General features: G+C 70.3%; 20 protein-coding genes and 1 pseudogene. 7 read left to right on the top strand and 14 right to left on the bottom strand.

Features of this window, described 5'->3' with window-relative positions; genetic code table 11:
* Positions 1-595 precede the first annotated feature (595 nt).
* The gene (locus ACIQOU_RS13460; RefSeq protein ID WP_401536708.1) at positions 596-1,153 is read left to right on the top strand and encodes a helix-turn-helix domain-containing protein; all 558 of its coding nucleotides are present in this window, start codon (positions 596-598) and stop codon (positions 1,151-1,153) included.
* 177 nt (positions 1,154-1,330) lie between these two features.
* Here the strand turns inward: ACIQOU_RS13460 and ACIQOU_RS13455 are convergent, their stop codons facing one another.
* Genes ACIQOU_RS13455 through ACIQOU_RS13445 form a run of 3 tightly spaced genes read right to left on the bottom strand, consistent with a single transcriptional unit; the run spans position 1,331 to position 4,135 of the window.
* Positions 1,331-1,588: an acyl carrier protein gene (locus tag ACIQOU_RS13455; RefSeq protein ID WP_401536707.1), complete on the bottom strand. Its 258-nt coding sequence runs from the start codon at positions 1,586-1,588 to the stop codon at positions 1,331-1,333.
* 40 nt (positions 1,589-1,628) lie between these two features.
* Positions 1,629-2,846 (bottom strand): ketosynthase chain-length factor, encoded by a 1,218-nt coding sequence (locus tag ACIQOU_RS13450; RefSeq protein ID WP_401536706.1) that lies wholly within the window; start codon positions 2,844-2,846, stop codon positions 1,629-1,631.
* Entirely contained in the window at positions 2,843-4,135 is a 1,293-nt protein-coding gene (locus ACIQOU_RS13445) for a beta-ketoacyl-[acyl-carrier-protein] synthase family protein (RefSeq protein ID WP_401536705.1), read from the bottom strand. Before ACIQOU_RS13445 ends, ACIQOU_RS13450 begins: the two co-directional genes overlap by 4 nt.
* Before the next feature lie 679 nt (positions 4,136-4,814).
* On the opposite strand from ACIQOU_RS13445, the gene ACIQOU_RS13440 reads away from it, so the two are divergent.
* Positions 4,815-6,830: a BTAD domain-containing putative transcriptional regulator gene (locus ACIQOU_RS13440; RefSeq protein WP_401536704.1), complete on the top strand. Its 2,016-nt coding sequence runs from the start codon at positions 4,815-4,817 to the stop codon at positions 6,828-6,830.
* 121 nt (positions 6,831-6,951) lie between these two features.
* Complete coding sequence (locus ACIQOU_RS13435; RefSeq protein WP_401536703.1) at positions 6,952-7,335, top strand: antibiotic biosynthesis monooxygenase family protein; 384 nt, start codon at positions 6,952-6,954, stop codon at positions 7,333-7,335.
* Between the two features lie 29 nt (positions 7,336-7,364).
* Here ACIQOU_RS13435 and ACIQOU_RS13430 read toward each other — a convergent pair whose 3' ends face one another.
* A complete protein-coding gene (locus ACIQOU_RS13430; protein ID WP_401536702.1) occupies positions 7,365-8,477 on the bottom strand; it encodes a DegT/DnrJ/EryC1/StrS family aminotransferase in 1,113 nt (370 codons plus the stop codon).
* 129 nt (positions 8,478-8,606) lie between these two features.
* Between ACIQOU_RS13430 and rfbA the strand changes: the two genes are divergently transcribed.
* Positions 8,607-9,488 carry a glucose-1-phosphate thymidylyltransferase RfbA gene (gene rfbA, locus ACIQOU_RS13425; RefSeq protein ID WP_401536700.1) on the top strand — a complete coding sequence of 294 codons (882 nt, stop codon included), beginning with the start codon at positions 8,607-8,609 and terminating at the stop codon, positions 9,486-9,488.
* A 16-nt stretch (positions 9,489-9,504) separates the two neighbouring features.
* Here the strand turns inward: rfbA and ACIQOU_RS13420 are convergent, their stop codons facing one another.
* Positions 9,505-10,215, bottom strand: coding sequence for a class I SAM-dependent methyltransferase (locus tag ACIQOU_RS13420; protein WP_401536699.1), 711 nt, complete (start codon positions 10,213-10,215; stop codon positions 9,505-9,507).
* A 58-nt stretch (positions 10,216-10,273) separates the two neighbouring features.
* Positions 10,274-11,053: a cyclase family protein gene (locus ACIQOU_RS13415; RefSeq protein ID WP_401536698.1), complete on the bottom strand. Its 780-nt coding sequence runs from the start codon at positions 11,051-11,053 to the stop codon at positions 10,274-10,276.
* Positions 11,054-11,228: 175 nt separating this feature from the next.
* Here ACIQOU_RS13415 and ACIQOU_RS13410 point away from each other — a divergent pair, with 175 nt between their 5' ends.
* On the top strand, positions 11,229-11,666 hold the full coding sequence (locus ACIQOU_RS13410; protein WP_401536697.1) for a nuclear transport factor 2 family protein: 438 nt from the start codon (positions 11,229-11,231) through the stop codon (positions 11,664-11,666).
* A gap of 84 nt (positions 11,667-11,750) precedes the next feature.
* Here the strand turns inward: ACIQOU_RS13410 and ACIQOU_RS13405 are convergent, their stop codons facing one another.
* The 6 genes from ACIQOU_RS13405 to ACIQOU_RS13380 are packed head-to-tail and all read right to left on the bottom strand — an operon-like array spanning position 11,751 to position 18,741.
* Positions 11,751-13,016, bottom strand: a complete 1,266-nt coding sequence (locus ACIQOU_RS13405; protein ID WP_401536696.1) for a methyltransferase domain-containing protein — start codon at positions 13,014-13,016, stop codon at positions 11,751-11,753.
* The gene (locus ACIQOU_RS13400; RefSeq protein WP_401536695.1) at positions 13,013-14,500 is read right to left on the bottom strand and encodes an NDP-hexose 2,3-dehydratase family protein; all 1,488 of its coding nucleotides are present in this window, start codon (positions 14,498-14,500) and stop codon (positions 13,013-13,015) included. The genes ACIQOU_RS13405 and ACIQOU_RS13400 overlap by 4 nt, the downstream gene beginning before the upstream one ends.
* Positions 14,497-15,444, bottom strand: coding sequence for an NAD-dependent epimerase/dehydratase family protein (locus ACIQOU_RS13395; protein WP_401536694.1), 948 nt, complete (start codon positions 15,442-15,444; stop codon positions 14,497-14,499). The genes ACIQOU_RS13400 and ACIQOU_RS13395 overlap by 4 nt, the downstream gene beginning before the upstream one ends.
* Positions 15,441-16,055 carry a dTDP-4-dehydrorhamnose 3,5-epimerase family protein gene (locus ACIQOU_RS13390; protein ID WP_401536693.1) on the bottom strand — a complete coding sequence of 205 codons (615 nt, stop codon included), beginning with the start codon at positions 16,053-16,055 and terminating at the stop codon, positions 15,441-15,443. The genes ACIQOU_RS13395 and ACIQOU_RS13390 overlap by 4 nt, the downstream gene beginning before the upstream one ends.
* Before the next feature lie 55 nt (positions 16,056-16,110).
* Entirely contained in the window at positions 16,111-17,322 is a 1,212-nt protein-coding gene (locus tag ACIQOU_RS13385; RefSeq protein ID WP_401536692.1) for a methyltransferase domain-containing protein, read from the bottom strand.
* 36 nt (positions 17,323-17,358) lie between these two features.
* Entirely contained in the window at positions 17,359-18,741 is a 1,383-nt protein-coding gene (locus tag ACIQOU_RS13380; protein ID WP_401536691.1) for a P450-derived glycosyltransferase activator, read from the bottom strand.
* A gap of 132 nt (positions 18,742-18,873) precedes the next feature.
* Between ACIQOU_RS13380 and ACIQOU_RS13375 the strand changes: the two genes are divergently transcribed.
* Positions 18,874-19,617, top strand: a complete 744-nt coding sequence (locus ACIQOU_RS13375) for an NAD-dependent epimerase/dehydratase family protein (RefSeq protein ID WP_401536690.1) — start codon at positions 18,874-18,876, stop codon at positions 19,615-19,617.
* A 118-nt stretch (positions 19,618-19,735) separates the two neighbouring features.
* Positions 19,736-20,959: an acyl-CoA dehydrogenase family protein gene (locus ACIQOU_RS13370; RefSeq protein ID WP_401536688.1), complete on the top strand. Its 1,224-nt coding sequence runs from the start codon at positions 19,736-19,738 to the stop codon at positions 20,957-20,959.
* An 89-nt stretch (positions 20,960-21,048) separates the two neighbouring features.
* Here ACIQOU_RS13370 and ACIQOU_RS13365 read toward each other — a convergent pair whose 3' ends face one another.
* Together ACIQOU_RS13365 and ACIQOU_RS13360 are read right to left on the bottom strand one after the other, a co-directional pair.
* Complete coding sequence (locus ACIQOU_RS13365; protein ID WP_401536687.1) at positions 21,049-21,990, bottom strand: aromatase/cyclase; 942 nt, start codon at positions 21,988-21,990, stop codon at positions 21,049-21,051.
* A 157-nt stretch (positions 21,991-22,147) separates the two neighbouring features.
* A pseudogene (locus tag ACIQOU_RS13360) lies at positions 22,148-22,225 on the bottom strand (BBE domain-containing protein); the annotation flags it as partial.
* Positions 22,226-22,595 lie beyond the last annotated feature (370 nt).

The following is a 22,595-nucleotide window of genomic DNA, read 5'->3' as shown; positions in this document are numbered from 1 at the left end:
CTCAAAAGCCCTCACACCACGAGCACCAAACTTACCGAAATCAATCGTCCTCTCCGGCACCCCACAACCCCCACATCACACGAAACCAAAACACGTAACCCACGAAACACAATACACCAAACACCCCCGAAAATCCCAACAACCCACAACCCCAAACACCGATCCACCCGGACACATAATTCCGAGCCAGTGAACGCCGTACATACTTCGGCAATTACCGAACACGAACCCGTGGATTTCCTAGTCACACAGAGAAACACATCAGACCGTGACACTGCCCCCACAAGAAACCACAGCCTCACACAGCGTCATGCACCCCCAAACCATCAAGGAGCCTGACAAAGACGTCATCAACGCTTCTAAGCTCGAAAAAGTCAAGGCACAAGCCGGAACTGCTCCTCCTCGACGACGCCTTCCTCAGCCCCACCGGACGCAGCCGGTCCCACTCGACATCCGTCAGATCTCCCCGCCCCATGTCCACATCAACAACCTATGGACAAAGTAGTCAGACAACCGGCCGGACAAGTCCTAGTGACCTGAGTCAGAGATTCGTCGTTAGTGGGGCATGAGTCGTCCGGGTCCGAAGATTGCGCTGTTGTTGGTCACTGATGCCCAGCGGGCTGTGCTGGAGGGCTGGCTGCGGCGCCGGACGACGGCCCAGGCGTTGGCTCAGAGGACGCGGATCGTGCTGGAGTGCGCCGAAGGGCACTCGATCATGGAGGTGTCCCGCCGGCTGCGGATCACTCCGGACACGGTCCGCACCTGGCGGCGCCGGTTCATCGAACGCGGCCTGGACGGCTTGTGCGACGACCCCAGGCCCGGCGTCCCGAGGAAGATCACCGACGCCGATGTCGAACGGGTCATCGTCAAGACGCTCGAAGAGACACCGAAGAACGCGACCCACTGGTCGACCAGGTCGATGGCCGCGGCGACGGGCATGTCCCAGTCGACCGTCTCGTGGATCTGGCGGGCGTTCGCCCTGGCACCGCACCGGGCCCAGACGTTCAAACTGTCCACCGACCCGCTGCTCATCGACAAGGTCCGCGACGTCGTCGGCCTCTGTCTCGACCCACTGGAGAAGGCCCATCAGGATCTGGTGATCGACATTGTCGAAACACGCGGTGATGTCACCCTCCACCACCCACTCGTATGAGCGGCTGGTGAGCTGGTGGACGTAATCTCCCTGTTCGGCACCGGGATAGAGCCATTCCTGTTCGCGTGTGGCATGAAACTGCCACTATTCCTCGAAGTCCCCGTTGTCGATCACGGCGCGGCAGTGCACCGCAGTTAGGAGCTGATCGACCGCGCCGCCCGGCCGGGACACCCACCGTCAGACGGCCTCGGTCAGGATGCGGTTGACCAGGGTGGTGAGCTCAGTCGGGGTCGCGGCGCTGGAGAACTCCTCCTCGTCGATGGCCACGCCGAATTTCCGCTCCAGCCTGCTCAATGTCTCCAGCATGGCCAGGGAGTCGTAGCCGAGCGAGGCGAACTCGACGTCCTCGGGGCGGCGGTCGGTCTCGATCGCGTCGCCGTCACCGGCGCACTCGCGCATGATCTCCATGAGCCTGTCGGTTGTCAGCTGGTCCATGATCGCTGTGTCTCCTGTCACGGGTGCGGGGCGGGTGGGGTCAGCGCGGGCCTGTCACAACCAGGGCCGAGTTGAAGCCTCCTTGTCCCCGGGCGAGGATCAGCGCCGTGGCGAGCGGGGCCCGGCGCGGGGTCGTCACGAGGTCTAGGGTGTGGTCCGGCAGCGGTCGTGAGACGTGGACGGTCGGGGGGATGACGCTCTCGCGCAGCGCCAGGAGGGCCGTGGCTACGTCGACGGCGGGTCCTCCGGCGCTCATCCGGCCGGTCATGGACTTGGGCGCGGTGACCGGGACCCCGTGGGGGCCGAAGAGAGTGCGCAGCGCGTCGGCCTCGACGGCGTCTTCCTCCGGGGTACCCGCCGCGTCCGCGAAAACTACGTCGATCTCCTCGGGCCTGAGCTCTGCGTCGTCGAGGGCGGCCTGGGCGGCCCGTACGAGGTTCGCGGAGCGTCCCGAGCCGGGCGGCGGGTCAAAGGTGGCCGCGTAGCCTGCCATCCGTCCGTACCGACGACGTGCGCCGCGCGCCCGTGCGGTCTCCTCGCTCTCCAGGACGAGCAGGGCCCCGCCCTCCCCGGGCACGTAGCCGGCGGCCTTGGCGTCGAAGGGCCGGTAGGCGAGGGCGGGATCGGACTCCCGGCTCATCCTGGCGGTGCTGAGCTGGGCCACCCAGCCCCATGGGCAGGGGGATCCGTCGACGGCTCCCGCGAGCACCATCGACTGCCCCCGGCGGAGCTGCCGACGGGCCTGCCCTAGGGCGTCGAGGCCGCCTGCCTGTTCGGTGACCAGGGCTCCGGCGGGGCCACGCAGTCCGTGCCGGATGGAGATCTGGCCGGTGTTGACGGCGTAGAACCAGGCGAAGGACTGGTAGGCGCTGACGTACTCGGGTCCCCGGTCCCACAGGTTCTGCAGCTCCCGGTGGCCGAACTCGAAGCCGCCCGCCGAGGCGGCGGTGACGACGCCCACCCCGTACTCCGGAAGCAGGGCGGGGTCGAAATCGGCGTCGGCGAGGGCCCAGTCGGAAGCCACGAGGGCCATCCGGGTCATGTGGTCGGTCTGGGGCAGGAGCCGACTGGGCAGGTGCTCCTCCGGGACGAAGTCTGCGACCTCGCCGGCGAGTCGGCTGGGGTAGCGCTCGGCGTCGAACCGGGTAACGGGGCCGATCGCCGAGGCGCCGCTCAGGGTGTTCTTCCAGTGCTCATCGTGGCCTAGGCCGGTGGGGGCCAGCACCCCCATTCCGGTGATGACCGTGTCCGCGTTCACGCCGCCGCCCGGCCCTGTGCGTCGGGTCCGGACAGCACCATGGCACTCTGGAAGCCGCCGAATCCGCTGCCGACCGTGAGGACGTTGTCCACCGGCAGGGAACGGGCCTCCAGGGGTACGTAGTCCAGGTCGCACTCGGGATCGGGCTCACGCAGATTGGCGGTGGGCGGGACCGTGTCATGGCGGATGGCCAGGGCACAGGCGGCGATCTCCAGGGAGCCGATGGCGCCCAGCGAGTGGCCGATCATCGACTTGATGCTGCTGACGGGTGTCCGGTAAGCGTGCTCCCCGAGGCTCGCTTTGAGGGCTGCGGTCTCGTGGCGGTCGTTCTGCTTGGTGCCCGAGCCGTGGGCGTTGACATAGTCGATCGCGGACGGCTCCGTGCGGGCGGCGGCGAGTGCGCCCCTGATCGCCTCCGCCATCTCCCGTCCGTCGGGCCGCAGACCGGTCATGTGGAAGGCGTTGCAGCGGGAGGCGAATCCGGTGATCTCGGCGTACACCTCGGCGCCCCGGCGCCGGGCGTGTTCCCACTCCTCCAGGACGAAGACGGCGGCTCCCTCGCCGAGGACGAAGCCCCGGCGGGTGCGGTCGAAGGGACGGGAGGCCTCGGCCGGACGGTCGTTGTCGGGGCTCGTGGCCTTGATCGCGTCGAAACATGCCACGGTGATGGGCGAGATGGGCGCCTCGGTGGCCCCCGCCACCATCGCGTCGGCCACGCCCTCCGCAATCAGATCGGCGGCCCGGCCCACCGCGTCGAGGCCCGAGGTGCACCCCGTTGACACCAGGGAGACCGGCCCTTCCGCCGCGATGCGGTCGTGGGCCACTTCGGCGGCAATGGAGCTGGGCACGAAGTAGTCGAAGAGGTGCGGGACCGCGTAGGCGTGGTCGACGAGCCATCGGCTGCCGCTGTCGCTGACGACGGCGTACTCGTTCTCCAGGCTCGTGGTACAGCCGACCGCGCTGCCGATGACCACCCCGATCCGGGATCCGTCCAGGGCCTCGCGGTCGATCCCGCTGTCCTCGATTCCCTCCCGTGCGGCGACCACCGCGAATTGCGCGGCCCGGTCCATTCGGCGAATCTGCCGCGGCGTCAGTCCTTCCGCCGAGGCGTCGAAGTCGCATTCTGCGGCTATTCGGGAACGATAGAGTGCGGGATCGAACGCCGTTATAGCGCGAGTGGCGGTGCGACCCGCCGTCAGAAGGTCCCAGAACGGCTTCACGCCGACGGCACCGGGAGCCACGATTCCGATTCCCGTGATGACCACACGGCGATTCGTCACTGTATTCATCCGCATCCCCCTTCACCGGTGCCCACACCCCTGCCCATTGCAGAGCAGAGCCCCTGTGTCGCCCACATCGGAAATGTCCACGAAGCGAGCGTGTACGGAATGGCTCGCATTCGGCTCGATGGCGATTGGAAGGACGCGGAGAGACTTGACACGGGCGGCGGAAGCGTGTCGGACACCCCGGCCGGGAGCGCCGCGGAGCGGTCTCTCCTCGATTCTCGCTGGAGGAACGCTGGAGCCAGGACGGTGCAGGGCGGGGCGCGAGCCGGCCGATCTACCCGGCTCGTCCGTATACCGAAGGGCGTCCGGCGGCACCGGGGGTCGCTCCGGAGGGCAACGGACCCGTATGCGCGACGGGAAGAGATGCCCACACGCAACGACCCTCGGAATGGGCCGGAGGCCGCAACCCACCAGTTGGCGCCTGTCGAATACGGGCCCGGCAGGCGGCCGTGGCGGGATCGAATCTCCGCCAGTCCCCGATAAACGCGACTTTACGGGAACTTTTCCTGGACCGCGAGTCAAGATCCGGCAAAGTGGACATTTTTTCGCTCTTCAGCGATTCACCAGGTCTCTTCGCTCCCCCCGCCCCGACATTGACCAGTCACTTTCAAGGACCTACCTTAAAGTCGAGATGATAAGCTGACGGTGGAGGTGCGCACAGGGCGGCGACAACAGGCCGTGCGTGACTCAGCTGAAACGGGGAGGAAATATCTTAGAGTTCCGACTTTTAGGTCCCGTCGAAATCCTTTGGGGAGGGCGGAACATCACGCCAACCGCCCCCAAGCCGCGTCAGATCATATCCCTGCTCACGCTGCGGCACGACACCGTGGTGCAGGCATCCGAACTGATCGACGAGTTATGGCCCGAACTCCCGCCCCCGAGCGCGGTGACCACCCTTCAGACGTACATCTACAAGTTCCGCAAGCTCCTTCTGAAACAGGGCCTCGGGAACCTGCTCCAGACCCGGCCCGGTGGATACAGCCTCACCATTCCATCGTCGAGTCTGGACGTAAACCTGTTCGAGATACGGGCGGAGGAAGGTCAGGAACTTCTCCAACGGGGCGATTCCGCGGCGGCTTTGGCATGTTTCGAGCAGGCCCTGGCCCTGTGGCGCGGACCCGCACTCGCCGACGTCGAGACCGGGGGACGGCTCTTCTCGTACGTGACCCGGCTGGAGGAGCTGCGCTTCCGCATCCTCGAACTACGGATCGAGACCGACCTGGAGAACGGCCGACACCGCGAACTCATCAGCGAGCTCAAGGCGTTGGTGCTGGCCCATCCGTTGCACGAACACCTCCACGGACTCCTGATGGTAGCCCTGCACCGGTCCGGCCGGCGGCACGAGGCGCTGGAGGTCTACCAGAGTCTGCGACAGAAGATGATCGACGAACTCGGCCTCGAACCCGGCAAGGAACTCGCCCGTCTTCAGCACACCCTGCTGTCCGACTCACCCACCGAACCCCAGGAGCCCCCGCGACAGCGGACCGCGCCCGCCGCGCCGCCTACCTCTACCTCTACCTCTGCCCCTGCCCCTGCCCCTGCCCCGACGACACCCGCCCTCGCGCCGGGGCTCGCCTCCCTGGCCACACCACCGCCCGCACCGCACCTTCTGTCCTCGCCGGTCGCTGTGCGGGAGTCGATCGGGACGCCGGCCCAACTGCCGGCCAGGCTCGCGGGGTTCGTCGGCCGCGACAACGTCCTCAAGGAACTGGAGGCGGCGCTGCGCGATCCCGGCGGGCCGGCTGCCGACGGCACAGCGGCCCACATAGGGGTGGTGACCGGCCCCCCGGGTGTCGGCAAGAGCGCGGTGGCCGTCCACCTGGCACACACGCTCCGCCCGCACTTCCCCGACGGGCAGCTCTACGCGGACCTGCGTGGCTCCTCCGCCGAGCCGCGCGACCCATCCGAGGTGCTCCGCCGCTTCCTACGAGCCCTGGAGGTCCCGACCTCGCGCATTCCGGAGGGCCTGGAAGAGTGCGGGACGCTGTTCCGGTCCCGTACGGCCGAACGCCGCGTGCTGGTGCTGCTGGACGACGCGGCGTCCTCGGCCCAGATCCGGCACCTGCTGCCCGCCGACCCGCGCTGCGCGCTGCTCGTCACCGGCCGTCGGCGCATGACCGCCCTGGTGGAGGCCGAGCGCGTCGAGTTGGGAGCGCCATCCCCCGAGGAGGCCCTGGAGATCCTCGCGGTCATCGCTGGCCGACAGCGGGTGGACCGGGAACCGGAGGCCGCGCACCGGACCGTCGAATTGCTCGGCCGGCACCCCTTGGCCCTGCGGTGCGTGGGCGGCCGGCTCGCGGCCGGGCCGGGGCTCTCACTGTCGGCGCTCGCCGACCGGCTTGAGACCACGCCCCGCATCCTCGACGTGGCCCGGCTCGGGGAGTTGGACGTACGCTCCCGGTTCGCCGCGAGCTACGCGGGCCTCGGCCACCAGGAGCAAGGGGTCTTCCGGCTGCTCAGCATGCTGGGCGAGACCCCCTTCACCTCGTCGCAAGCGGCTAAGTTGCTGAACCGGCCGGTGCAGGAGCTGGAGTCCGTCCTGGAGGTCCTCACCGACAACCACCTGCTGGCCATGGACCGTTATGCCGACGGCATCGTCCGCTACGTCTTCGACCGGCTGACCCGGGCGTACGCTAAGGAACGCCTGGAGGAGATTCTCGCCGCGCCGCCCGTGGCCGAGGAGGTGTGGGTCAGGTGAGGCGGGTTCCGCGCCGGTGGTCAGCCAGTGTCGAGACGTTCTCCACGGACCGCTGCCAGGCTCCCCGGCACGCGTCCGCGGATGTCGGACGGACACGCCGAGCAGAGAGGTGGCCTTGCCCATGCCGAGCGGGGAGCAGCAGGAGTCCAACGTTGTCGGCGGGTTCGGCCCTGCCGGTCGGGCAGGGCCCGGTCCCGAGGTGACCTTCGTCAACAGATTCACCGTCCATGGGGCGCCCGAGGAGTTCGAGGAGGTCTTCGCCCGGACGTCCGCGTTCATGGCGCGGCAGCCCGGTTTCGTCCGGCACAGCCTGCTGCGGGAGGTGGACGACCCGGCCGGCTACGTGAACCTCGCCGTGTGGACGGACCGGGCCTCGCTCCGGCGGGCGGTGCAGCAACCCGGGTTCGCTCCGCACGCCGCCGCCCTGCGGGCCCTGAGCCGGAGCGAGAACGGGCTGTTCACCGCCCGACTGTCGGTGACGGCGGCCGAGGCCCGTGAGGCCTGAGCCGCCGCCGGATGCAGCGAACGGGCCGGTCAGGACAGGGCCTTGAGGACCTCACGGAGGGCCTCGATGACCCTGTCCTGCGCCTCCGGGGCCAGTGAGGGGTACATGGGCAGCGAGAAGATCTCGCGGGCCAGCCGCTCGGTGACGGGCAGGGAGCCTTCCCGGTAGCCGAGGTACGCAAAGCCGGTCATCGTGTGGACCGGCCAGGGGTAGCTGATGTTCAGCTCGATGTCCCGCTCCCGGAGCGCCTCGATGATCGCGTCCCGGCGGGGGTGGCGCACCACGTACACGTAGTGGACGTGGTCATTGCCCGGGGCGGTCTCCGGGAGGACGAGATCGGTGTCGCCGAGCCCTTCGGCGTAACGCTGGGCGATCTCCCGACGGGCCGTCACATAGGTGTCGAGCCGGTGGAGTTTGCGGCGCAGGATCTCGGCCTGCACCTCGTCGAGGCGGCTGTTGTGGGCGGGCAGGTCGGTGACGTAGTACCGCTCCTCCATCCCGTAGTAGCGCAGTCGGCGCAGCCTGCGGTCCACCTCTGCGTCGGAGGTGAGGACCGCGCCGCCGTCGCCGTAGGCGCCGAGGACCTTCGTCGGGTAGAAGGAGAAGGCGGCGGCCGTGCCCATGGTCCCAGCCGTACGGCCATGGTGACGGGCGCCGTGGGCCTGGGCGCAGTCCTCGAGGACGGCCAGGCCGTGGCGCGCGGCCAGCTCCGCCAGGGGAGCCATGTCGACGCACTGGCCGTAGAGGTGGACCGGGAGCAGGCAGCGGGTGCGCGGGGTGATGGCGGCCTCGACCTGCGAGACGTCCATGAGGTAGTAGTCCTCGCGCACGTCGGCGAAGACCGGGGTCGCGCCGGTGCCGGCGATGGCGACGACGGTCGGGGCGGCGGTGTTCGAGACGGTGATCACCTCGTCCCCGGGTCCCACCCCGAGGGCTTCCAGGCCGAGTTTGACGGCGTTGGTGCCGTTGTCCACGCCGACGCAGTGCCGGACTCCGTGCCTGGCGGCGAACTCCTCCTCGAACGACCGGACGCTGCCGGCGAGAACCAGCCGACCGGAGCCGAAGACGGTGTCCACCGCGTCGAGAATCTCCTCGCGTTCTGCCGCGTACTCGTCCTGATATCCCCATACACGAATGGTCACAGGTAATCTCCATTTCCGCTTTGATGGGCACAGAGTTCAGCGGATCACACTCGCATCCAGCTCGATTTCACCTCAACCCGGGATTCTCGTCCTTGCGGCTCCTGATATCGCGTGGATAGCATCGCGTCCATGAAAGGAATCATTCTGGCCGGAGGCACGGGAAGCCGCTTGTATCCGATCACGCTGGCCGTTTCCAAACAGCTCTTACCGGTCGGCGACAAACCGATGATCTACTATCCGCTCTCGGTATTGATGCTTGCGGATATTAGAGACATCCTCATCATCACCACCCCCCACGACCTGCCGCAATTTCGGCGCCTGCTCGGTGACGGAAGCCATCTGGGGCTCCGTATCGATTACGCGGAGCAGCCCAAGCCGAACGGGATCGCGGAGGCCTTCGTCATCGGTGCCGACCACATCGGGGACGATTCCGTGGCTCTGGTGCTGGGTGACAACATATTCCACGGAAATTCCTTCTCCGAGGTGCTCAGAAAGGATCGGGAGAATCTGGACGGGTGTCTGCTCTTCGGTTACGAGGTGCACGATCCCGAGCGGTACGGGGTCGGCGAGACCGACGGGGACGGAATACTGATATCCATCGAGGAGAAGCCGGACCGGCCCCGCTCGAACCGCGCGATCACGGGCCTCTACTTCTACGACAACGACGTGGTCGCGCGGGCCGCCACCCTGCGCCCGTCGGCACGCGGTGAGTTGGAGATCACAGATCTGAACCGCATGTACATGGAGCGCGGACGGGCCCGGTTGCGGGAACTCGGCCGGGGGTTCGCCTGGCTGGACACCGGGACCCCCGAGTCCCTCCTCCAGGCGGCCCAGTACGTACGGACCCTGGAGGAGCGCCAGGGGGTGCGGATCGCCTGTGTCGAGGAGGTAGCGCTCCGGAGGGGTTTCATCGGTCCGAAGGAGTGTTACCGGTTGGGTGCGCGGCTGGGGAACTCAGGCTACGGCCACTATGTGATGACCATCGCCGGCGAACACCCCTCCTCCGTGTGAGGGTTCCCCAGGTGTCTCAGGGGCGGCGCGCGACGAACAGGCCCCGCGCCGTCCACTCCGGCCGGATGTACTCCGCCGGGCACCCGGCGTCGGCGAAGGCGGACAGGTACTCGTCCAGGGTGAACAGGGTGAGGAGGTCGACCTCGGTGAACTCCCTGATCCCCCCGGCCTCGCCGATCACGAACCGGACCTCCATCCGCGTGGTCCGGCCCTCGCGGGTCGAGTGCGAGATCCGGGCGACCGTCCGGTGCTCGTCGCTCGCCAGGTCGCCGGCCACGTAACCGTCGAGGAACCGTTCAGGGAACCACCAGGGTTCGACGACGAGCACCCCTCCGGGCCTCAGGTGGCGGCCCATGGCGGCGACCGCCGCTCGCATGTCCGGGACCGTCCTCAGATAGCCGATGGCGGTGAACAGGCACACCACGGCGTCGAAGGTGCGCCCGAGGTCGAAGGCGCACATGTCGCCCTGGTGCAGCGGCACTCCGGGGAGTCGGCCGGCGGCGCGCTCCAGCATGGCCGGGGAGAGTTCGAGGCCCTCGGTGTGGGCGAAGAGGCCGTCGAAGGCCTCCAGATGGGCGCCAGTGCCGCACGCCACGTCCAGCAGGGAGTCGGCGGTGGGCAACTGGTCCCTGATCAGGCGGGTGGTCTCGGCAGCCTCGGCGGCCCAGTCCTTGCCGCGGGCGCGATAGACCAGCTCGTAGACGTCCGCCAGGTCGTGGCCGAACATCGGTCTCCTTCGGGTGAGGGCCCGGGATCGGGCACGGGTGGACCAGGTGTGGGCCGGCTCATTCCTCGACGAGGGCGACCGCACGGGTCCAGCTGGCCCCGGCGCCGGCGATCTTCACCGGAAGGCAGGAGACCTGGAAACCGTACGGTCCTGGCAGCGCCTCCAGGTTGGCCAGCCGCTCGATCTGGCAGTACTCGCGGTCCCTGCCGATCATGTGCGCGGGCCACAGCACATCACGGTCCCCGGTGGCCCGGTAGCGGGCGATGATGTCGCCGAAGGGGGCGTCCAGGCTGAACGCGTCCGTGCCGATGACCCGGACGCCGAGGTCGAGGAGCAGGTGGACGGCGGGGCTGTCGAGACCGGCGAAATCGGTGAAGTACCGCTCGTTCCCCCGGTGGCGCTGCGCCCCGGTGTGCAGCAGGACGATGTCCATCGGGCTCGGGGTGCGGCCGATGCGGGCGAACTCCTTCTCCAGCCGGTCCGCGCCGATGACACCGGTGGGCGCGTCGGTGAGGTCCAGCACCATGCCGGGGCGCAGGAACCAGTCCAGCGGCATCTGGTCGATGTGCCGGGGCACGCCGTCGCCGTAGCCCGCCCGGGACCCGTAGTGGGAGGGCGCGTCCACGTGGGTGCCGGTGTGGGTGGTGAGCGTGACGCGGTCGAGGGAGAGGAACTCGCCGTCGGGCAGCTCTTCGGGGTCGAAGGAGATACCGAAGTGGGCGTGCATCTCCTCGCTCATGTGCAGGGCGCCCTCGCGGGGGGTGAGGACGTGGTGCTCCACGGGATCGGGTTCCCAGAGCGCCGCGTCCACCGCCGAGGACAGGTCGATGAGCCTCACAGCGCACCTCCATGGAGTCGGGGCCGGGTCAGGGTCGGCATCCTCCCGGCCGGGGCCGGAGCAACGGTCGAGCCGGGCTGGAGTCCGGGGCCCGCCGGGGCACAAGTCCGGTTCCAAGCGGGCGCGCGAGTATCGGCGGCAGCGGCCCGCGACCGGCGGGCGAGGAGGGAGATCCGTGAGGGAGACCGTCAGCCCGGCGTACGCGTCGCTGTGCGCCGACATTCAGCGGTTCCACGCCCGGCAGATGCAGCTGCTGGACTCGGGCGACGCCGAGGCATGGGCCGCCACCTTCACCGAGGACGGCCTGTTCGCGCCGCCGTCGCTGCCCGAGCCGGTCCGCGGGCGTACCGCCCTGGCGGCCGGGATCCGATCGGCGCACGCGGGGCTCGCCGCCGAGGGCGAAGTGCGTCGGCACCTGCTGACCACGGCCGTGGTGGAAGACCCCGGACCGGACGGCTCGGTGCGGGTGCGCTCGTACGTGCAGGTGGTGGCGACCCGGCGGGACGAGGTGCCGCGCCTGCTCCTGATGTGCGTGTGCGACGACGTCCTGGTCGTCGAGGACGGGGAGTGGCGGGTGCGCGAGCGGTACGTGAGCCGCGACGACCGGCCCTGAGCGGGAAGCGAGGGCAGCGAACGAGGCCCGGTGGGACGTCGTGACGACGTCCCACCGGGCCTCACGCGTGCCTCGTGGTCCGCGTCAGCGGACGGTGTCGGCCGAGACGACCGCGGGTTTGGGGAAGGGCAGGATGAACCGGCCTCCGATCCGCAGGAAGTCCGCCTCCTTGCGGAGGATCTCGTCCGCGTAGTTCCACGCCAGCATCAGGTAGACGTCGGGCGGGTCGTTGAGGGCGTGGTCGGGACTGCGGACCGGGATGTGCGTGCCGGGCAGCACCTTGTCCTGTTTGAGCGATGTGGTGTCGGTGCAGTAGGCCACCTCGTCGGTCCCGAGGCCACAGATGTTGAGGATCGTGGTGCCCTTGGCCGAGGCCCCGTAACCGGCGACCCGCTTCCCCTCCGCGAGCAGGGAGCGGACCAGGACGGGAAGCTCGTCGCGGACGGCCCGGACACCCCGGGCGAACTCCCGGTAGGCGGCGTCGGTGTCGAGCTCGGCCCGTTCCTCCGCCTCCATCAGCTCGCCGACGGTGTCGGTGACGGGTCGTCGGGCCTCGGGGCGGCCGACGAGGACCAGGAGGGAGCCGCCGTGGACCGGGAGCCGTTCCACGGCGAAGAGGCTCAGTCCGTGCCGGGTGAAGAGGGTGTCCAGGGTGCGGACGAGGAAGTACGACAGGTGCTCGTGGTAGATGGTGTCGAAGGCGTACTTCTCCAACAGGTCGACCGCGTAGGGGACTTCGACGGCGAAGACCCCGTCGGTGGCGAGCAGCGCGCGCACCCCGGCGAGCACCCCGGCGAGGTCGTCGATGTGGGCGAAGACGTGGCGGCCGAGGATGAGGCGCGCGGGCCCGTGGGACCGGTGCACGGCGCCGGCGGTGGTCTCGGTGAAGAACTCGGGCAGGGTGAGTATGCCGTGCTCGTTGGCGACGGCCGCCAGGTTGCGGGCGGGGTCCACGCCGAGCACGCGGGCCCCGTTGCGGGCGAAGGCGGCCAGCTGCTGGCCGGTGTTGCTGCCCAGTTCCACCACCAGGTCGCCGGCGGCGAGACCGGCGAGTTCCCGGCAGGTGGTCGCGACGAACTCCATGTGGCGGGTAATGGTCTCCGAGTCGGAGGTGACGTAGCTGTACGTCCGGTACATCACCTCGGGGTCGACGACGTGAGTGACGCTCATCAGCCGGCAGGAGCGGCAGGAGATCACGCCCAGCGGGTAGGCGGGTTCGTCCTCGTAGAAGGCGGCCGATTCCAGGAAAGCGTTGGCCAGCGGCACCTCGCCGAAGGAGACCACGTCCTGCCAGTCCGACGCGCCGCACACCCGGCAGCTGATGACGGGCCGTACATTCTCCGCGTTCATACCCGGACCTTCCTCTCAGTGGTCGGCGCCGGTTCGCCCGGCATCAGCAGGCTCTGCAGGCAGGCCACCAGACTGCGGGCCTGGATGTTGAGGTAGTGGCTGTGCCGCAGCAGCTCGACGAGCTGGTGGACGGTCATCCACCGGTAGTCGGGATCGTCGGGCGGAACGTCGAGATCGGTGTCGACGATCAGATAGCGGTTGTGCGCGTGGTAGAAGCGTCCGCCCTCCTCCGAGAGGACGGAGTGGAAGCGGACCTGTGCGGGATTCGCCCGCTCCACCGCGTCGAGGTAGCGCGGGCGTGCGCTCCTCGGCAGGTGCTCGTAGGAGGCAGGGGTGCACTGGACCGTAGGCGCCAGTTCCACCACGTCCATGTAGCCCGCCTCGACCCGGGCGTTCATCAGCACGTGCAGCACCCCGTCGAGGGACCGGGTGAGGAAGGCGACAACGCCGGTGCCGTGCGATTCGATCATCGGCTGGGACCAGTGGGCGACCTCCCGGCCGCCAGCCTCCACGCGGACGCCGATGACGTCGAAGAAGGCCCCGGAGGCGTGCGAGATTCGCTCCGGGGTGCGGTGCCAGCCCGGCAGCCGGGCCAGCGGGACACGGCGGGCGTGCACCTCGGTGCGGGTGCGAGCCTCGGTGATCCAGCTGAGGACGGCACCCAGCGGGTGACGCGCCTCGGCGGAGGGGTCGCAGGAACGGAAGAGGGCCTCCCGGAAGGGGTCGGCGGGCGCGCCGAGCTCCCGGGCGAGCTCGGCGTGGGCGAAGGGCAGGCAGGACAAGACCGTTCGGGCGTCCATGTTGACCACGTCGTCCTCGGCGAGGAGCCGGTGGAGCTGGCCGAGGGTCAGCCAGTGGAAGCCCTCGTGGACCTCCACCTCCCCGTCGGCCTCGACGACCATGTTCCGGTTCCGTTTGTGGTGGAAGGCGGAACCCTGCTCCGACTGCCGTACGTCGACGAGCGGGCCCCCGGGGCCGGGGTCCCGGAACCGGTCCAGGTAGGGCACGGGGCGGCCGCCGTGCACTCCGGTGTAGTTGCTGCGAGTCGCCTGGACGGTCGGGGAGATCTGTACGCCGTTGGCGTTGCCGGGTTCGGCCTTGGCCTGCATCAGACAGTGCAGGACGCCGTCGAACTCCTTGACCAGGATGCCCAGGACCCCGACCTCGGGTTGGTTGATGATGGGCTGGCTCCAGGCCGGGACCGGTCCGGCCGACATCCGCACCTCCAGGCCCTCCACCGTGAAGAAGCCGCGGGTGTGGTGGCGCAGGTTGCCGGTGTCGGGCTCGGCCTCCCAGCCGGTGAGCGCGTCGAGCGGGACCCGTTCCACCTGGGTGAAGGTGCGGGCGGCGGCCTCGGCATACCAGTCGTGGAACGCCGAGTGCGGGGTGCGCCCGCCGTCGCGCGCGTGCGCCGAGGCGGCGACGCGCAGCGGGGTGGCGGCGGCGGGCGGGCGGTGCGCGGTGCGCGTGATGGCTTCGGTCATGGCTGCTCCACAGGGTGGTCCGCGCGGGACGCGTCCCACATGTCCTTGATCGATTCGGGCAGTTCCACCGTCGGCCGCCATCCCAGCGACCGGGCCGCGCGGCCGATGTCGACCTGGGTCCAGTCGCCGCCCCGCGAGTCGACGGGCGCGGCACGGAGCCGGACCGCGCCCGGGGGCGGTCCGGCCGCGGCGATGAGCAGGTCGAGCAGGCGGGCCACCGGTACGGCTTCGCCACGGCCCACGTTGATCACCTGCCCGGCGACGGGGGCGGTCGCGGCCGCGAGGACGGCGGCGGCCAGGTCCCGTACGTCCAGGAAGTCCCGGTGGGCGTCGGCGACGGTCAGCTCGGCCGGCCGTTCGGAGGTGGCGGCGTGCAGCCGGCGGACGGCGGCACCGAGGAAACCGACCTCCGCCGCCTGCGGGCCGCAGAGGTTGACGACGCGCAGCACCACCCCGTCCACGAGGCCCGCTCGGGTGGCGCGGAGCACGGCCTCGGCTCCGGCGAGTTTGCTGCGCCCGTAGGCGGAGACGGGGCGGGGCGGGCGGGTCTCCTCGGCGGCGGTGCCGACGGGCAGCGGGCCGTACTCGTGGACGGATCCGATCTGTACCAGGCGGATTCTGCCCGGCGCCCGGGCGAGTGCGGCGAGCAGGTTCTCCAGGAGGTGGACGTGGGCGCACTCGTTCTCCGCCTCGCCGGTGACCCAGCCGCCGGTCGCGTTGACCACGGTGTCCACGCGGGCCGCGGCCAGCAGACCGGCGAGTTCGCCGGGGTCGGCGGCGGCGGCGTCCAGGGCGAGGAAGCGGTTGTCGCCCGCGTACGGTGGCCGGTGGCGCGCCACTTCGAGGACCGGCCGGCCCGCCCGGACGAACGCGGCGGTCACCGCGCGGCCCACGCAGCCCGTCGCGCCGAACACGGCGACGGCGGGCTCCCGGCGGGCGGTCACCGGCCCGGGCCGCCGCACAGCGCCCGTTCGATCTCCAGGCACCGGCGGTACTCCGGGAGGGTGCCGGACTTCTCCGCCGCCTCCAGGGAGGGTGCGGCCAGGTCCCTCTCCGACATGACCGGGTCGACGTCCGTAGGCAGGGGCAGTTCGAGGACCGGGTCGAAGACGGACAGGGCCAGCTCGTTCTCGGGCACGTACTCCCCGGAGAGCATGTACGACATCACCGTCCGGTCCTCCAGCGCCACGAAAGCGTGGGCTACGCCGACGGGGAAGTAGACGGCGCGGAAGTCCTCCTGGTCGAGCAGGACGGTCTCCGAACGGCCGTACGTGGGCGAGCCGACCCGGACGTCGATGACGATGTCCAGGGCCCGGCCGCGCGCGCAGTAGACGTACTTGGCGATGCCCGGGGGTGTGAGGGTGTAGTGGGCGCCCCGGATCGTTCCGCGCCGGGAGAGGCTGTGATTGGTCTGGGCCACGGGGAACAGCGGGTGTCCCAGGGCCTGTAGGGCGGCCGTCTCCTGGAACGGGGAGACGAAGAGCCCCCGTTCGTCGGTGAAGATCTTCGGCCGGAACTCGAACGCGCCGTCCACGGCGAGCTGTCGCGACTGCATGACACCGTCCTCGGTTGCTTGTGGTGGTGCCGGCCTTGCCGCCGGCGTTCCGCGGTCAGAGGACGCGGACCTCGGGCACGTACACGATCCAGCGCCCACCGGACTCGCGGAACAGCCGCTCCTTCGCCATGATCTCCTCGGCGTGGTTCCAGGCGAACAGCACCGCGTAGTCCGGATAGGGGTGGGTGAGGGCCTCGGTGGGGCGGACCGGGATGTGCGAACCGGGCATGAGCTTCCCGTGCTTGGCCGGGGTCACGTCGCACACCCAGTCGATCGACTCGGGGCCGATGCCGCAGAAGTTGGTCACCGTGGCGCTCTTGGCCGTGGCGCCGTAGCCGACGATCCGCTTGCCTTCACCGCGCAACTCCCGCAGGAGGGAGGTCAGTTCCGTACGGACGCGTTCGACTCCTGCGGCGAAGGCGTCGAAGACCTCGGGGGTGCCGATCCCCTTGCCGTCCTCCTCGGCGATCAGCTCGGCCACGGCCGGGCTCGGCGTACCCCGGCCCGCCCGCTTCAGGGTGTAGCGGAGCTCGCCCCCGTGCACCGGCAGCCGTTCGACGTCGACGACCTCGAAGCCGAAGCGGGCGACGGCGGCGCTCACCGAGCGCACCGTGAAAAAGTAGAAGTGCTCGTCGTAGATCTGGTCGAAGGAGGTGCGTTCCAGGATGTCGCCGAGGTAGGGGTCCTCGAAGACGAAGGCGCCGTCCGGTGCCAGCAGGGTGTCGAGGCCCCGGAAGACGGAGTCGAGGTAGGGGATGTGGCAGATGGTGTTGGCCGAGTAGACCAGATCAGCCGGCCCGTCGGCGGCCACGATCTCGGCCGCCGTCGCCTCTTCGAAGAACTCGGTGAGAACCCGGACACCCTGCTGGCGGGCGAGTTCGGCGACGCCGCCGGAGGGTTCGACGCCCAGGTGCCGGATGCCCTCCTTGGCCAGGGCCCGCAGCATCACCCCGTCGTTGCAGCCGATCTCCACCACGAAGGGGTCGGGGCCGCGCAGGTGTTCGCGGGAGAGCAGGCCGGCGGTCTGCTCGAAATGGCGCCGCATGTGGACTGAGCCGGACGAGTGGTAGGGGTAGGCCTCGTGGAACATCTGGTCCCGGGCGACCTCGTCCAGGAGCTGGGTCATGCCGCAGGACTCACAGCTGCCCACGGCGAGCCGGTAGAAGTACTCGTCGTCGACGCGGTCGGGGTTCACGAACGCGTCGGAGAGTGGCTGGCGCCCGAAATCGAAGAACTGACGGACGGGTCCTCCACAGACACGGCACATGGGGCCTTCCTCGGGTTCATAGGGTCCGGGGCGGAACTACCGCCGGACGTTGCCTTGGCGGGCGGCGGGGAAGCGGAACACACCGCCGGTCATCGGGGAGCGGAGGCGGCGCAGCACCTCGTCGGTCCTGGCCAGGCCGGGCAGTTCCTCGGCCAAGGCCCGAAGGGCGGCCTCGGCGGCCAGGCGCGCCGCCGGGCCGACGAGACCGCCTGCGTGGCCGTCCTCGGGGAGCGGGTGCCGGTCGTGGGCGGGCCGGTGGATGTCGAACCGGTCCGGGTCGCGGTGGCGGCGGGGGTCGCGGTGGGCCGCCTCGATGAGCAGGACGACCTCCTCGTCCGCCGCCACCCGGGTCCCCGCAAGTTCCAGGTCCTGGCGCGCGTACAGCCGGTGCAGGCGGACGGGGGGCGTGTGGCGCAGGGTCTCGGCGACGGCGGCGGGGGTGAGGCCGGGGTCCTCGCGCAGGGCCCGCCACTGGTCGGAGTGGTCCAGCAGGAGTGCGATAGCGTTGCCGGTCAGGGTGGCGGCGACGTCGATGCCGACCAGGGCCAGCAGGGCGCACACCGTCAGGACGTCCCCGGGCGGGGGCGGGCCGTCGGGGGCGGGGGTGGCCGAGAGACGGCGGGGGAGGCCGGAGCGGGCTCTGGTGTCCGCGCCCGCCGTACGGCTCAGGCCGTGGGTGCCGGAAGCACCGGACGTGCCGGACGCACTGGGTGCTCCGGACACGCCGGACGTCCCGAGCGTCTCCGCGAGCAGCGCCTGGAGTTCCGGGAGTGCGGCGCGGTACCGGCGGGCCGTGTCCAGGCGCGGGGGGCAGAGCGTGGCGTCCAGGACGCCGGTGAGTTCCCCGCAGAGCTCCGCGAAGCGGGCGGCCCGGTGTTCCGGTACCCCGAGCAGGACACGCCCGGCATCCACCGTGGCGGGCCGGATCAGGTCGTCCATCAGATCGAACCGCTCCCCCAGCGCCGACGCCCGGTGCCGGTAGGCCCGGACGGCCGCCGCGTGCCGGCGGCGCAGGGCACGCTCGCCGAGCACGGGCGCGGCCCATCCCCGCAGTCGTGCGTACTCCTCCCGGTCGAGCGCCACCGGAAGCCCGGCCAGCGGCAGCGCTTCCCGCAGGGTCGGCACGTCCCACGGAGCGGGTTCCCCGGCCGGTTCCCCGATCGGGGCGCCGGTGTCGGGGGGCCGGGGCGTGAGACGCCGGTCGGCCAGCGCGGCGGCGACCACCTCGTGGTCGCCCGTCACCCAGGCCTCGGCGCTGCTCCAGTACAGAGGGTTCCGCTCGCGGACGCGCCGGCCCAGTTCGGCCCGGTCGTCTCCGGCCGCACGCAGCAGCAGTGCGTAGGGGTCACCTTTCGTGCCCAGAATCCACTGGACGCCGCGCAGGGTCAGCAGGACGCGTCCCAGTGCGCTGTCGGTCATGCTCGCCACCATGGGCAGGAACGCTAGGCAGGCCTCCTCGACCCCCTCTCGACTTCGCTTGGCTGCGGCCGGACCGGCCGTCGAGCCGGGCACGAGGGGAGCGTGGCACCGGCCCCCTAGGGTGACGCGGTCATGGACATCATCGGCAAGGGTTTCATCGCCCGGCATCTGTGGCCGTTGCGCGAAGCGCACCCCGGGGTGACGGTGCTGGCGGCGGGCGTTCCGCGCCAGCACCTGCCGGATTCCGAGCACGAGCGGGAGGCGGCGCTCGTACGGGAGACGATCGCGCGCTGCCGGAGCCGGGGCGAACTGCTGGTCTTCTTCTCCACGGCCAGCATGTACGGCGGTCCCGGCTGCCGGGGCCGCGAGGACGACCCGATCGTCCCGACCACCCGCTACGGCCGCCACAAGTTCACCCTGGAGACCGCGATCCGGGAGTCCGGCGTGGCGCACCTCGTGCTGCGTCTCTCCTATGTGCTGGGGCCGAACGGGCCCGATTTCCGGCTGGTGCCCGCTCTGGTGTCGCAGGTGCGCGCGGGGCGGGTCCGGGTGCATCCGAGGGCCCGGCGCGATCTGCTGCACGTCGCGGACTTCGTCGGGCTCGTCGACCGCCTGCTGGCCTCCGGGGTGCGCGACGAGACGGTGAACGTGGCCTCCGGGGACTGCGTGGACGTCCTCGCCGTCGTCGCCTACATCAAGCGGCGGCTGGGGCTTGAGGCCGTGGAGGAGGTGATGGGCGGGGGCGAGAGCGCCTTCTCGCACTGTCCGTCGGTGGAGAAGCTGCGGGCTCTGGTGCCCGAGCCAGCCGGTTCGGTGTTCGGGCCGGGCTACCACCGACTTGCCCTGGACCGCTATCTCCGCGAGGCGGGCGCATGACCTGGTGGTGGACCAGGGGGCAGTGGTTTTCCAACGGTCGTCGAACCGCGCCGGACATCATCGGGCCGTCCCGATCGCACCAGGCGACCGGAGTCGAGCGAAGGAAGCGGGGAACGTGATGGCGACGTACGACAGGGACCGGGCGGTCACGGCGGATCTGCGCGACCCGAGGACCTCCTCGGGCCGCGCGCTGCTCGCGCTGTTGGCCGGGCACCTTCCCCTGATGCGGGACGGTGCCCGGCAGGGGGACCGGGACGGCGCCTTCCCGGTCGAGGTGTTCGAGGGGCTCCGCGAGAGCGGGGTGCTCGGGGCCACCGCGCCGAAGGAACTCGGCGGGCTGGGCGTCTCCTCTCTGCACGACGTCTGCCTGGCCCTGACGACCGTGGCCGAGGCGGACGCGTCCACCGCGCTCGCCCTGCACATGCAGTTCAGCCGGGGGCTGACGCTCACCCACGAGTGGCGGCACGGGGACGAGCAGGCACGGGCACTGGCCGAGCGGCTGCTCCGGGGCATGGGCTCGGGCGAGGCGGTGGTCTGCACCACGGTGAAGGACGCGGGCGGGGGTCGGGTGGTCACCCGGCTGCGTCCGGCGCCGGACGGCGGCTGGGTGTTGTCGGGCCGTAAGACGCTGGCGAGCATGGCACCGATTGCCACCGACTTCGTGGTCTCGGCGCGGGTGGAGGTGGCGGGGGTGACGCGGTCGGCCGCCGCCGTACTGCCCCGGCGGACCTCGGGGCTGACCGTCCTGGACAACTGGGACGGGCTCGGCATGCGGGCCTCCGGCAGCGTGGACATCCTCCTGGAGGACTGCCCGGTCCGCCTTGAGGACGTGTTCCTGCGCGGGCCGCTCGGGGAGCGTGACGACGCGGCCCTGGCCGGACAGACCGTCAGTTCGATCACCATGCTGGGGATCTACGTGGGGGTGGCCCAGGCCGCCCGGGACCACGTGGTGGCGGAACTGACACGGCGCGGTGGTGCCCCGTCGGCGGGGGTGCGCACGCTGCTCGCGGAGATCGAGGCCCGGTTGCACGCGCTCCGGACTACGGCGGCGGGCACGCTGTCGGTGGCGGACCACCTGGCGTACGAGTTCGACGGCGATCCGCTGGAGCGCGGCCGGCGCATGATGTTCGACTTCCAGCGGGCCAAGTTGACAGTAAACCGGCTGGCACCGGAGATCGTCGCGGACTGCGTGACGGTGATCGGCGGCGCCTCCTACTCGGGGTCCCATCCACTGGCGCGTCTCTACCGGGACGTCAGGGCGGGGTCGTTCATGCACCCGTTCACCTATCCCGACGCGGTGGACTGGCTCTCCGAGGCGGCCCTGGGCGGCCCGAAGGACTGAGCCGGTCCGGAACCGGCGGAACGGGAGGGCCGGGATTCCCGGCCCTCCCGTTCCTTTGTGCCCTGGGGGGGGCGGTGGCCTAGGTACGGTCAACCACGAGCGTGGGCGGCCGCGTGCTCCATGGTCATGGTGCTGTTGCGGCTGAGGGCGTTTTGGACGAAGGCGCGGGCGTCGGCGACGGTGGCGTCCGGTCCCAGGACCGCCGGGATGGCCTCCTTGTCAAGGACCACGGTGTGGACGGAGGTGATCCGGGCCCCGTCCGCGTCCTCCTCGAACAGCCATCGCCCGATGTGCGCCGTCATCAGCGCGGGGGTGCGCAGCTGCTTGTAGACGATGCGCTCGTCCGGGAAGCAGACCCGGACGGAGCGTGTGGTGTGCGTGGCTCCGTCCGGTGACCGGGTCTCCATCTCCAGGGTCTGGACTCCGGGAGCGTCCTCCTCCAGGACCGTGCGGGCCACGTGCGGCAGCCGCTCGGGCCAGAGGCCCGCCTCGTTGACGAAGGCGTAGGCGTCCTTGAGGCCGCCGGGGACCTGGACCGTGTCCTCGAAGGTCAGGGTCAGGTCCTCGGCGTCCCCGGTCCGTTCGGCCGCGGTGCGCAGGGCGTCCAGTTCGGCGCCGCTGTTGCGGTCGATCGCCTGCTCTGTCCACTGCACGTTGTCAGGGTCGTCGCCGACGGCCCTGAAGTCGTGCAGCAGGCGCACCCGGGTGCGGGTGTCGTCGACCGCCTCGACAATCCACTCCCCGCCCATGGCGGCCACCGGGGGCTGGGAGACCTCCTGCCGGAAGGAGACGCGGAGGTGGTCGTGGTCCAGTTCCCGGCGCGATGTCCAGGTCTTGACCTCGCCGTTAGCGGTAGCCCAGATCCGGATGCGCTCCTCCGTCCTGCTCCGGTCGACGTATTCGACGTGCACGGTGGGCGAGAAGGTCTCCGGCCAGCGGCCGACGTCGACGATCAGGTCGAAAACGCGGCGCGCCGGGGCAGTCACCATGATCGTGTGCTCGGTGTGGTGAGTGGTTCGGGGGTGTGACATGGTCCTCCGTCCAGTTCGGCTCTGGGGCAGCGGAGTCAGCTTCTGCGGGGGCTCTGGTCAGGAACTCGACGACGGCTCGGCGCCGGGCCGTCCGCGGATCGTGCCGCCGGACGCTCCGTGGGCCGCGCCGCCGGCCGCCAGCCGGGCGGGCGGAGAGTGCGTGGCGGAACAGGTCCAGCGGGTCCCAGTGTTCCTTGACCCGGCGAAGCCGCCCGCTCCGGCCGCGGTGGCACAGGGGGCTCCAGGGCGCACCCGAGGTGTTCAGCCGGGGGTCGGTGTCCGGATACCGAACAGGTGGCGGGTGACGACGCCGAAGTTGCCTCCGCCGCCAATGTGAGCCCACCAAAGGTCGCGCTCGGCGCCCGTCGGGTCACGGGTGGCCGTCCCGAGGCGGGCCCGGCCAGCCTGGGCGTCCTCATCGGCAGGACGGTGGAGTCGCGCTGGTACGGGCGGCGCCGGCCGGGCCGGAACGGGCGGTTTCGAGAGGCGGCTCGACGAAGCGGTCGAAGGCGGTATGGAGGACGGATCGAGACTGTCAAGGGGGCTGACAAAGACGTTATTAGCGCTTCTAAGCTCGAAGAAGTCAAGAGCCCAGCGCCTATGGC

Source organism: Streptomyces sp. NPDC091279 (assembly GCF_044757465.1).
Taxonomy (GTDB): domain Bacteria; phylum Actinomycetota; class Actinomycetes; order Streptomycetales; family Streptomycetaceae; genus Streptomyces.
This window is presented reverse-complemented; position numbering and strand designations above follow the sequence as displayed.

Excerpts from the sequence above, each read along its gene's own strand:
- ACIQOU_RS13455 (WP_401536707.1), bottom strand. The coding sequence starts at position 1,588 with ATGGACCAGCTGACAACCGACAGGCTCATGGAGATCATGCGCGAGTGC.
- ACIQOU_RS13445 (WP_401536705.1), bottom strand. The coding sequence starts at position 4,135 with ATGAATACAGTGACGAATCGCCGTGTGGTCATCACGGGAATCGGAATC.
- ACIQOU_RS13435 (WP_401536703.1), top strand. The coding sequence starts at position 6,952 with ATGCCGAGCGGGGAGCAGCAGGAGTCCAACGTTGTCGGCGGGTTCGGC.
- rfbA (WP_401536700.1), top strand. The coding sequence starts at position 8,607 with ATGAAAGGAATCATTCTGGCCGGAGGCACGGGAAGCCGCTTGTATCCG.
- ACIQOU_RS13420 (WP_401536699.1), bottom strand. The coding sequence starts at position 10,215 with ATGTTCGGCCACGACCTGGCGGACGTCTACGAGCTGGTCTATCGCGCC.
- ACIQOU_RS13405 (WP_401536696.1), bottom strand. The coding sequence starts at position 13,016 with ATGAACGCGGAGAATGTACGGCCCGTCATCAGCTGCCGGGTGTGCGGC.
- ACIQOU_RS13400 (WP_401536695.1), bottom strand. The coding sequence starts at position 14,500 with ATGACCGAAGCCATCACGCGCACCGCGCACCGCCCGCCCGCCGCCGCC.
- ACIQOU_RS13390 (WP_401536693.1), bottom strand. The coding sequence starts at position 16,055 with ATGCAGTCGCGACAGCTCGCCGTGGACGGCGCGTTCGAGTTCCGGCCG.
- ACIQOU_RS13385 (WP_401536692.1), bottom strand. The coding sequence starts at position 17,322 with ATGTGCCGTGTCTGTGGAGGACCCGTCCGTCAGTTCTTCGATTTCGGG.
- ACIQOU_RS13380 (WP_401536691.1), bottom strand. The coding sequence starts at position 18,741 with ATGACCGACAGCGCACTGGGACGCGTCCTGCTGACCCTGCGCGGCGTC.
- ACIQOU_RS13375 (WP_401536690.1), top strand. The coding sequence starts at position 18,874 with ATGGACATCATCGGCAAGGGTTTCATCGCCCGGCATCTGTGGCCGTTG.
- ACIQOU_RS13370 (WP_401536688.1), top strand. The coding sequence starts at position 19,736 with ATGGCGACGTACGACAGGGACCGGGCGGTCACGGCGGATCTGCGCGAC.
- ACIQOU_RS13365 (WP_401536687.1), bottom strand. The coding sequence starts at position 21,990 with ATGTCACACCCCCGAACCACTCACCACACCGAGCACACGATCATGGTG.